This is a genomic window from Streptomyces griseorubiginosus (genome assembly GCF_017614965.1).
Classification (GTDB): Bacteria; Actinomycetota; Actinomycetes; order Streptomycetales; family Streptomycetaceae; genus Streptomyces; species Streptomyces griseorubiginosus_B.
Genome location: NZ_WVUG01000311.1, coordinates 1 through 10286 on the forward strand (window position 1 = coordinate 1; position 10286 = coordinate 10286).

The 10286-nt window shown below is 70.9% G+C and carries 9 protein-coding genes; all 9 read left to right on the top strand.

All coding sequences use genetic code 11. The features are described 5' to 3' along the window. Positions 1-242, top strand: a 242-nt coding sequence (locus GRC12_RS36630; protein ID WP_208784411.1) for a DUF4232 domain-containing protein, incomplete at its 5' end; no start/stop codon positions are given. A 155-nt stretch (positions 243-397) separates the two neighbouring features. After that, positions 398-1351 (top strand): 5-dehydro-2-deoxygluconokinase, encoded by a 954-nt coding sequence (gene iolC / locus GRC12_RS36635; RefSeq protein ID WP_208784412.1) that lies wholly within the window; start codon positions 398-400, stop codon positions 1349-1351. Continuing rightward, entirely contained in the window at positions 1341-2213 is an 873-nt protein-coding gene (locus GRC12_RS36640) for a Cgl0159 family (beta/alpha)8-fold protein (protein ID WP_208784413.1), read from the top strand. The genes iolC and GRC12_RS36640 overlap by 11 nt, the downstream gene beginning before the upstream one ends. Before the next feature lie 163 nt (positions 2214-2376). After that, positions 2377-4254 (top strand): 3D-(3,5/4)-trihydroxycyclohexane-1,2-dione acylhydrolase (decyclizing), encoded by a 1878-nt coding sequence (iolD, locus tag GRC12_RS36645; protein WP_208784415.1) that lies wholly within the window; start codon positions 2377-2379, stop codon positions 4252-4254. Between the two features lie 13 nt (positions 4255-4267). Then, entirely contained in the window at positions 4268-5758 is a 1491-nt protein-coding gene (locus tag GRC12_RS36650; protein ID WP_208784417.1) for a CoA-acylating methylmalonate-semialdehyde dehydrogenase, read from the top strand. A gap of 21 nt (positions 5759-5779) precedes the next feature. Beyond that, on the top strand, positions 5780-6730 hold the full coding sequence (locus GRC12_RS36655) for a TIM barrel protein (protein WP_208784419.1): 951 nt from the start codon (positions 5780-5782) through the stop codon (positions 6728-6730). A gap of 9 nt (positions 6731-6739) precedes the next feature. Continuing rightward, positions 6740-8161 (top strand): sugar porter family MFS transporter, encoded by a 1422-nt coding sequence (locus GRC12_RS36660; RefSeq protein ID WP_208784422.1) that lies wholly within the window; start codon positions 6740-6742, stop codon positions 8159-8161. A 47-nt stretch (positions 8162-8208) separates the two neighbouring features. Continuing rightward, positions 8209-9225, top strand: coding sequence for a Gfo/Idh/MocA family oxidoreductase (locus tag GRC12_RS36665; RefSeq protein WP_208784424.1), 1017 nt, complete (start codon positions 8209-8211; stop codon positions 9223-9225). Continuing rightward, positions 9222-10091 (top strand): sugar phosphate isomerase/epimerase family protein, encoded by an 870-nt coding sequence (locus tag GRC12_RS36670; protein WP_208784426.1) that lies wholly within the window; start codon positions 9222-9224, stop codon positions 10089-10091. The genes GRC12_RS36665 and GRC12_RS36670 overlap by 4 nt, the downstream gene beginning before the upstream one ends. Positions 10092-10286: the final 195 nt, after the last annotated feature.

The window sequence follows — 10286 nt, forward strand, 5'->3', positions numbered from 1 at the left end:
GCCCCGCCCCCGTGATCCGCCTCGCCCCGGGCGGCACGGCACGGGTGAAGCTGACGTTCGTCCAGGTGCAGGGCGAGGCCGACGGCTACTGCAAGTCGGGCGCGCAGCCGGTGACGTACCCGACGCTCGTGGTGGGTCTGCCGGGCGCCGGTGCGCACCAAGTCGCCCTGGATGACGGGGTGTTCGCCGAGTGCGACAACACGGTGACGGCCACGGCGGTGTCGGCGGCGGCACTGTCGTAGGAGTCGTAACCCCACCGGCGAAGGCCGCCGGCACCCGGCGGCCCCGAAATCTCACGGAGACAAGGTATTGACATGACATTTGAACAGGGGTCATCGTACGGGAACTAGAGCGCGCTAGTAGAGCGCGCCAGAGCTACCCGTGGAGGGGACCCGCGATGCCGTTCGACGTGCTGACCATGGGCCGGGTGGGAGTGGACGTGTATCCGCTCCAGACCGGCCTCGGGCTGGCCGAGGTCACCTCGTTCGGCAAGTACCTGGGCGGCAGCCCGACGAACGTGGCGGTGGCGGCGGCCCGGTACGGCCGGTCGGCCGCGGTGATCACGAAGACCGGCCGGGACCCGTTCGGTGACTTCGTGCGCACCGCGCTGGACGGCTACGGCGTCGACGGCCGCTTCGTCGGTACGTCGGACATCGCGCCGACCCCGGTGACGTTCTGCGAGATCTTCCCGCCGGACGACTTCCCGCTGTACTTCTACCGGCTGCCCAAGGCCCCCGACCTGGACATCGCCGCCGATGAGCTGGACCTGGACGCGGTGCGGGAGGCCTCGGTCTTCTGGGTCACCGGGACCGGACTGAGCGAGGAGCCGAGCCGGTCGGCGACGCTGGCCGCGCTGGAGCACCGGGCCAAGGCGGGCACGACGGTGTTCGATCTGGACTGGCGGCCGATGTTCTGGGCCGACCCGGACCGGGCACGGTCGTCCTACGCGGAAGCGCTGCGGCACACGACGGTCGCCGTCGGCAATCTCGACGAGTGCGAGGTCGCCACCGGGGAGCGCGAACCGTACGCCGCGGCGAAGGCGCTGCTGGCGGCCGGCGTGGAGCTGGCCGTGGTGAAGCAGGGTCCCCGGGGCGTACTGGCCGTGGACCGCGACGGTACGGCCGCCGAGATCGCGCCCGTGCCGGTCGACGTCGTCAACGGCCTCGGCGCGGGCGACGCCTTCGGCGGGGCGCTCTGCCACGGGCTGCTCTCCGGCTGGGACGTCCACCGCGCGGTGTCCTTCGCCAACGCCGCCGGTGCCCTCGTCGCCGGCCGGCTCTCCTGTTCCGACGCCATGCCGACCCAGGACGAGGTCGAGGCCAGGCTGCGTGAGGTGACCCGTGCCGTCTGAGAAGCTGAGCCGCATCGTGGAGGCCCGGGTCAACGACCCCGGTGCCATCGCGGCTGCCGCCGCCCGGCGGGTCCCGGCGACCTCCCTGCGGGGCGAGCACGGCAAGGCGATGATCATCGCCGCCGACCATCCGGCGCGCGGCGCGAACGGCGTGGGCGGCGACCCGACCGCCATGGCCGACCGCGGCGAACTCCTCGACCGTCTGTGCGTCGCGCTGGAACGGCCGGGCGTGACAGGGGTGTTGGGCACCGCCGACATCCTGGAGGACCTGCTGCTGCTCGGCGTGCTGGACGGCAAGTCCGTCTTCGGCTCCATGAACCGGGCCGGGCTCGCGGGTTCGGTGTTCGAGATCGACGACCGGTTCACCGGCTACGACGCCGAGACCATCGCGGCCATGGGCTTCGACGGCGGCAAGATGCTGACCCGGATCGCACTGTCCGACCCGGCGACGCCGTCGGTGCTGGAGGCGTCCGCCCGTGCCGTCGACGAACTCAACGACCGTCGGCTCATCGCGATGGTCGAGCCCTTCATGTCCGAGTGGCGGGAGGGGAGGATCCGTAACGACCTCTCCCCCGAGGCCGTCATCAAGTCGATCACGATCGCCTCGGGCCTGGGCCGCCGTACCGCCTACACCTGGCTGAAGCTCCCGGTGGTCGAGGACATGGAGCGCGTGCTCGCCTCGTCGACGCTGCCCGCTCTGCTCCTGGGCGGCGAAGTCACCGACGCCGAGGCCGCGTTCGCGTCCTGGGGCAGGGCGCTGCGACTGCCCACCGCGCAGGGACTCGTGGTCGGACGCTCGCTGCTCTACCCCGCGGGCGGCGACGTGGCCGGTGCGGTGGACAAGGCGGTGAGCCTGCTGTGAGCGGCTTCGCCCACCTCCGCCGCGCGTCGGGGGCCCTGATCAGCAGCGCGCGCGGCGGGACGTGCGCGCTGCCCGACGCCCGTACCGGGCGGAGCTCACTCTCCGCCCGGTACGGGTCCGAGGACGTCCCCGTCGAGCCGCGACCGCCCTTCGGAGAGAACCGATGAACACCGTACGGCTGACCACCGCGCAGGCGCTGGTGCGCTTCCTCGCCAGCCAGTACAGCGAGCGCGACGGGCAGGAGCAGCGGCTGATCCCCGGGGTGTGGGGCATCTTCGGACACGGCAACGTGGCCGGCGTCGGGCAGGCCCTGCTGCAGGCCGCGGTCACCCAAGAGGCCGATCTCCCTTACTACTTGGCCCGTAACGAGCAGGGCATGGTGCACGCGTCGGTCGCCTACGCCAAGATGCGCGACCGGCTGGCGACCTTCGCCTGCACCGCCTCGACCGGCCCCGGCTCGACGAACATGATCACGGGCGCGGCGCTGGCCACCACCAACCGGCTTCCGGTGCTGCTCCTCCCGTCCGACATGTTCGCCACGCGGGCCGCCGACCCGGTGCTCCAGCAGCTGGAGGACACGCGCGGCGGGGACGTCACCGTCAACGACGCCTTCCGGGCCGTCTCGAAGTACTTCGACCGCGTCTCACGTCCCGAGCAGCTCGTCCCGGCCGCCCTCGCGGCGATGCGGGTGCTGACCGACCCGGTGGAGACCGGCGCCGTCACCCTCGCGCTGCCGCAGGACGTGCAGGCCGAGGCCCATGACTGGCCCGTCTCCTTCTTCCGGCGCCGGGTGTGGCATGTCGGCCGCCCGGTACCCGAACCGGCCGCCGTCGAGCGGGCCGCCGCACTGCTGCGGGGCGCGAGGAAGCCGCTGATCGTGGCGGGCGGCGGGGCCGTGTACTCCGGCGCCGAGACCGCCCTGCGCGCCTTCGCCGAGGCCACCGGCATCCCGGTCGCCGACACCCACGCCGGCAAGGGCGCGGTGCCGTGGGACCACCCGTACGCGGTCGGCGGCATCGGCTCCACGGGGTCGTACGCGGCGAACGCGCTCGCGAAGGACGCGGACGTGGTGCTGGGCATCGGCACCCGGTACTCCGACTTCACCACCGCCAGCCACACCGTCTTCGGCAACCCGGACGTCACCTTCGTCAACCTCAACGTGGCCCGCCTGGACGCCGTCAAGCACTCCGCCGAGCCGCTGGTCGCGGACGCCCGCCTCGGTGTCCAGGCACTGGCCGGGGCGCTCGACGGCTGGGAGGTGGAGCCCTCGTACCGCGCGAGGACCCGTGAACTCATCGCCCGCACACGGGAGATCGAGGAGCGGTGCTTCACCGTGGGCCATGGTCCGCTCCCCGCCCAGACGGAGATCCTCGGCGCCCTCAACGACGTCCTGGACGACCGCGCGGTGGTCATCAACGCGGCCGGATCCATGCCGGGCGATCTGCAACAGCTGTGGCGGGCGCGGGATCCGAAGGCCTACCACGTCGAGTACGCCTACTCCTGCATGGGCTACGAGGTGGCCGCGGGCGTCGGCGCGAAGATGGCCGACCCCTCCCGTGAGGTCGTCGTCCTGGTCGGTGACGGCTCGTATCTGATGATGGCTCAGGAGATCGTCACCATGGTCTCCGAGGGTCTGAAGGTCATCGTCGTCCTGGTCCAGAACCACGGCTTCGCCTCGATCGGGGCGCTGTCGGAATCGCTCGGCTCGCAGCGCTTCGGCACCAAGTACCGCTACCGAAACGGGAGTACGGGCCAGCTCGACGGGGACGTCCTGCCGGTCGACCTCGCCGCCAACGCCTCCTCGCTGGGCGCGGACGTCCTGCACGCCGCCTCGGTCGACGAGTTCCGCGCGGCGATGGAGAAGGCGAAGGCCGCCACCCGGACGACCGTCGTGCACGTCGAGACCGATCTCTACGGCCCCAACCCGCCCGGCCACGGCTGGTGGGACGTCCCCGTCGGCGAGGTCTCCGCCCTGGAGTCCACCCGGGCCGCCTACGAGACGTACGCCGCCCACAAGCAGAACCAGCGTCACTACCTCTAAGGACACCGCTCCCGTGAACACCATTCCCCACTGGATCAACGGCGCACCCGTCTCCGGCACGGACACCCAGGCGGTGTTCAACCCGGCCACCGGCCAGGAACAGGCCCGGGTCGTCCTCGGCGGCGGCGCGGACGTGGACACCGCCGTCCGGGCCGCCTCCGCCGCGTTCGAGAGCTGGTCCGAGTCCTCCCTCACCCAGCGCACCCAGGTGATGTTCGCCTTCCGTCAACTCCTCGTCGAGCACGAGGAGGAGCTGGGCCGGATCATCTCCGCCGAGCACGGCAAGACCGTCGACGACGCCCGCGGCGAGATCGTGCGCGGCCGTGAGGTCGTCGAGTTCGCCTGCGGCCTCGGCGACGTGCTGAAGGGCTCCTTCTCCGACCAGGTCTCGCGCGGCGTGGACGTGCACGACTTCCGTCAGCCGCTCGGTGTCGTCGCCGGCATCACCCCGTTCAACTTCCCGGCGATGGTGCCCCTGTGGATGCATCCCGTCGCCATCGCGACCGGCAACACCTTCATCCTCAAGCCGTCCGAGCGCGACCCCTCGGCCGCCAACTTCGTCGCCGAGCTGTACCGGAGGGCCGGGCTGCCGGACGGTGTCTTCAACGTCGTCCACGGCGGCAAGGACGCCGTGGACGCGATCCTGACCCACCCGGGCATCGAGGCCGTCTCCTTCGTCGGCTCCACGACCGTCGCCAAGTACGTGCACGAGCAGGCCACTTCGCACGGCAAGCGGGTCCAGGCCCTCGGCGGCGCCAAGAACCACGCCGTCGTCCTGCCCGACGCCGACCTGGAGTTCGCCGCCAACCACATCACCGCCGGTGCCTACGGTTCGGCCGGCGAGCGCTGCATGGCCGTCTCCGTCGCGGTCGCCGTCGGCGAGGCCGCGGACGGTCTCGTCGAGGTGCTTCAGCGCAAGGCCCGTGAGGTCAAGGTCGGCCCCGGTGACGTGCCCGGCACCGAGATGGGCCCGCTGGTGACCAAGGCCGCCCAGGAGCGCGTGGAGAACGCCGTCGGGACAGCGGCGGCCCAGGGCGCCACGGTCGTCGTGGACGGCCGCGGGCTCAAGATCGACGGTCACGAGGACGGCTTCTTCACCGGCCCCTCCCTCCTCGACCACGTCACCACCGGCATGGACGCCTACAAGGAAGAGCTGTTCGGCCCCGTTCTGGCGATCGTGCGCGTGGCGAGCCTGGATGAGGCCATCGACGTCATCAACGCCAACCCCTACGGCAACGGAACCGCCCTGTTCACCGCCTCCGGTGAGGCCGCCCGTCGCTTCCAGCGCCGGGTCAAGGTCGGCATGATCGGCATCAACGTCCCCGTCCCGGTCCCGATGTCGTACTACTCCTTCGGCGGCTGGAAGGACTCCCTCATCGGCGACTCCCCCATCCACGGCCCCGAGGGCATCCGCTTCTACACCCGCCCCAAGGTCGTCACCACCCGCTGGCCGCGGCAGAGCCAGCAGGTCGCTGCGGGCTTCACCTTCCCCACCTCCAACTGACCCTCCCCCTAAGGAGACGCCATGGCAACGGCGCCATCCCCGCTCCGCACCGTCGCAGGCAACCTCTGCCTGGGCTCCGCGCCCGACTCCTGGGGCATCTGGTTCCCCGAGGACGAGCACCAGGTGCCGTACACCCGCTTCCTGGACGAACTGGCCCAGGCCGGTTACGAGTGGCTGGAGCTCGGCCCCTACGGCTACCTGCCCACCGACCCGCGGCGCCTGAAGGAGGAGCTGGACGCCCGTGGCCTGAAGGTCTCCGGCGGCACGGCCTTCGGCGCGCTGCACCGGCCCGAGGCCTGGGACTCGATGCTCGCGCACGTCCGACAGGTCGCCGCGCTGACGGCGGCCGCGGGCGCCCACCATCTGGTCCTGATCCCGCCGATGTACCGGGACGAGAAGACCGGCGCGTTCACCGAGTCGCCGGAGCTGACCGCCGAGCAGTGGGCGGGCTTCGGCAAGGCCGCCGACCGGCTGGGCGAACTTCTGCTCGCCGAGTACGACGTCCGACTGGTGCTGCATCCGCACGCCGACAGCCACATCCAGACGCAGGCCGAGATCGAGCGGCTGCTGAACGAGTCGGACTCCCGGTACACCAACCTGTGCCTGGACACGGGGCATGTGGCGTACGGCGGCGGCGACAACCTCGACCTGATCCGCCGGTTCGGGGAGCGCGTCGGGTACGTGCACATCAAGCAGATGGACCCGGCCGTGCTGGCCCAAGTGGCCGCCGAGGACCTGTCGTTCGGAGAGGCCGTCAAGCGCGGGGTGTGCGTGTCGCCGCCCGCCGGGGTGCCCAACCCGGCTGAGGTGGTGGCCGAACTGGCCAAGCTGGACGCCGAGTTGTTCGTGATCGTGGAGCAGGACCTGTACCCCTGCGCGCCGGAGGTGCCGCTGCCCATCGCGGTCAGCACCCGCGAGCACCTGGCCGGCTGCGGTCTGTCGGGTACCCGGCGTCCGAACGTCCCCCAGTAGGAGGTGGCCATGGACGTCAGGGACGACGCGACCAGGACCCCCGCCCTCACGGCCGACGCCCCGCCGGCGGTCGCCCGCCGGCTGCGGCTCATCACCGTCATCGCCACCTTCGGCGGACTGCTCTTCGGTTACGACACCGGTGTCATCAACGGCGCCCTGCCCTACATGAGCGACGACCTGGGCCTGACCCCGGTCACCGAGGGCATGGTCACCAGCTCGCTGCTGCTGGGCGCGGCGCTCGGCGCGGTCGCCGGGGGCCGGCTGTCGGACGCGCGCGGCAGGCGCCGTACGATCCTCACCCTCGCGGTGCTGTTCTTCGCGGGCGCGCTGGGCGCGACCCTGGCGCCGACGACCGCGGTGATGATCGTGGCCCGCTTCGTGCTCGGTCTGGCGGTCGGCGGGGCGTCGGTGACGGTGCCGGTGTACCTCGCGGAGATCTCGCCGGCCGAACGGCGGGGCGCGCTGGTCACCCGTAACGAACTCATGATCGTCAGCGGGCAGTTGCTGGCCTTCACCTCCAACGCGGTCATCGCGAACGTCGGCGGCGAGTCCGGTGGCGTGTGGCGCTGGATGCTGGTCATCGCGACCGTCCCGGCGGTGGTGCTGTGGTTCGGCATGCTGGTCATGCCGGAGAGCCCCCGCTGGCTGGCCTCGCGGACCCGTTTCGGTGAGGCGCTGGAAGTGCTGAAGCAGGTCCGTTCCCGGCAGCGGGCGGAGGCGGAACTCGCCGAGGTGTCCGCGCTGGCCGTGAAGGAGGAGCGGGAGAGGCTGGGCGGCTGGCAGGACATGCGGTCCACGCCGTGGCTGCGCAAGTTGATGTTCGTGGGCTTCGGCATCGCGATCGTGCAGCAGATCACCGGCGTGAACACGATCATGTACTACGGCACCCAGATCCTCACGGACGCGGGTTTCGCGGCCGACAGCGCGCTGACGGCGAACATCGCCAACGGTGTGATCTCGGTCCTGGCGACCTTCGTGGGCATCTGGCTGCTGGGCCGGGTGGCGCGCCGCCCGATGCTGATGACCGGTCAGGTCGGCACGACGGCCGCCCTGTTGCTGATCGGCGTGTTCTCGCTGGTGCTCCCGTCGGGCGACGGGCGGGCTTATGCCGTGCTGGCGATGACCGTGACCTTCCTGGCCTTCCAGCAGGGCGCGATCTCCCCCGTGACCTGGCTGATGCTGTCGGAGATCTTCCCGATGCGGATGCGCGGCTTCGGCATGGGCGTGGCGGCGGTGGTGCTGTGGCTGACGAACTTCGTGATCGGCCTGGTCTTCCCGTCCCTGGTGTCCGGGATCGGCATCTCGAACACCTTCTTCCTCTTCGTCGTGGCGGGGATCTTCTCCCTGGCCTTCGTGAAGCTCTACGTCCCCGAGACCAAGGGCCGCACGCTCGAAACCCTGGAAGCCGAACTCCGGTCGCGCTTCTCCTGACTCCCTCTTCCGACTCCCCTTCTGACTCCCCCTTCGAAGGACTGACCATGACTGTACGTGTTGGAGTCATCGGCGCCGGCTGGATCGGCCACGAGCACATCCGGCGTCTGACGCACCAGGTGACCGGTGCCCGGGTCACCGCGGTGACGGACATCGACGCGGCCCGCGCCGAGGAGGCGGCGGCGTCGGTGGGCGCCCGGGTGCTGCCGGACGGCGCGGCCGTGGTGGCGGCGGACGACGTGGACGCCGTCCTCGTGACGTCATGGGGCCCCACCCACGCCGAGCACGTCCTGAACGCCATCGCGGCGGGCAAGCCGGTGTTCTGCGAGAAGCCCCTGGCCACCACCGCCGAGGACTGTCTGAGGATCCTGGAGGCGGAGACGGCCCACGGCCGCCGTCTGGTCCAGGTCGGCTTCATGCGCCGCTACGACGCCGGCTACCGCCAGATGAAGCAGGTGATCGACTCGGGCCGGATCGGCGAGCCGCTGATCGTGCACTGCGCCCATCGCAACCCGACGGTCCCGGAGTCGTACACCTCGGCGATGGCGGCCCTGGACACGGCGGTCCACGAGGTGGACGTGCTGCGCTGGCTGCTGGACGACGAGATCGTCTCCGCGCAGGTCGTGACTCCGCGCTCGACGAGCAAGCGGTTCGAGCACCTGAAGGACCCTCAGATCATGCTCTTCGAGACGGCGAAGGGCGTCCGCATCGACCTCGAGGTCTTCGTCAACTGCCAGTACGGCTACGACATCCAGTGCGAGGCGGTGGGCGAGGAGGGCCTGGTGCGCCTGCCCGACCCGGCGGCCGTGGGTGTCCGCACGGCGGCCCGGCACAGCACGGAGGTCCTGACGGACTGGGTGGGCCGTTTCGCGGAGGCCTTCGACACCGAGTTCCGCGAGTGGATCGCCGGGGTCGCGGCCGGTGAGGAGCCGACGGGCCCCTCCGCGTGGGACGGCTACGCCGCCACCGTCATCACGGCCGCGACGGTCGAGGCCCTCGAAACGGGCCGTGTCGTCGGCACCGACCTCAAGCCCCGCCCGACCCTCTACGGAGGCACCGCGTGAAAATCGCCCTCGATCCGTACATGTTCCGCGCCCTGCCGATCGACGACATGGTGCGCACGGTGGCCGAACTGGGCTACGAGTACATCGAGTTGTCGCCCCGCGACGACTTCATGCCGTTCTTCCTGCATCCGCGCGCGGACGACGAGCGGGTGACGGAGCTGAAGAACTCCCTGCGCCGGCACGGCGTACAGCTGTCCTCGGTGCTCCCGCTGTACAAGTGGTCGTCCCCGGACGAGACGGAGCGCCAGGCGGCGGTCCGGTACTGGAAGCGGATGATCGAGATCACGGCGGACCTCGAATGCCCGCTGATGAACTCGGAGTTCAACGGGCGGCCCGAGCGGGCGGCGGAGAGCGAGGCGGCGTTCTGGCGCTCGCTGGAGGAGTTGCTGCCGCTGTTCGAGCGCGAGGGGATCGCCCTGAACCTGGAGGCCCACCCGGACGACTTCTGCGAGGAGAACACCCCGGCGGTGGACCTGGTCCGCGCGATCAACAAGCCGTGGGTGAACTACCTCTACTGCGCGCCGCACTCCTTCCATCTCTCCGGTGCCGCGGAGGTGGGCGCGGACATCGCGTCGATGATGCGGTACGCGGGAGACAAGCTGCGGCACGTCCACATCGCGGACTCCTTCAACCACAAGGGGTCGTCGGGCCTGCGCTACATCCTCAATCCGCCCGGGACGGCGGCCCGTATCCACCAGCACCTGGACATCGGCCAGGGAGAGGTGGACTGGGACGCCTTCTTCGGCACCCTGCGCGAACTGAACTTCGACGGCGTGGCGACCGCCTGCGTCTTCGCCTGGGAGGAGCGGGCACGGGAGTCGTCGTCGTTCATGCTGGACCGCATCCGCAAGGAACTGGCGGGCTGAGAGCGGATCCACGGGATCCACGGACGGGGCTCTGCCCCCGGTCGTACGACCGGGGGCAGAGCCCCGTCCGTGTCAGCTGCTCGTCATGAACGGCGTGCCCGGCGCGTCGCGTAGACCGCGCCGGCCCCGAGGGCGATGACCAGGGCGCCGCTGCCGGCTATGAGGCCGACCGGCGCGCTGGAACCGGTCTCGGCC

What these genes read in the sequence shown, in the direction of transcription:
- GRC12_RS36655 (WP_208784419.1), top strand. Translation starts at nt 5,780, where the DNA reads ATGGCAACGGCGCCATCCCCGCTCCGCACCGTCGCAGGCAACCTCTGC.
- iolD (WP_208784415.1), top strand. Translation starts at nt 2,377, where the DNA reads ATGAACACCGTACGGCTGACCACCGCGCAGGCGCTGGTGCGCTTCCTC.
- GRC12_RS36660 (WP_208784422.1), top strand. Translation starts at nt 6,740, where the DNA reads ATGGACGTCAGGGACGACGCGACCAGGACCCCCGCCCTCACGGCCGAC.
- iolC (WP_208784412.1), top strand. Translation starts at nt 398, where the DNA reads ATGCCGTTCGACGTGCTGACCATGGGCCGGGTGGGAGTGGACGTGTAT.
- GRC12_RS36665 (WP_208784424.1), top strand. Translation starts at nt 8,209, where the DNA reads ATGACTGTACGTGTTGGAGTCATCGGCGCCGGCTGGATCGGCCACGAG.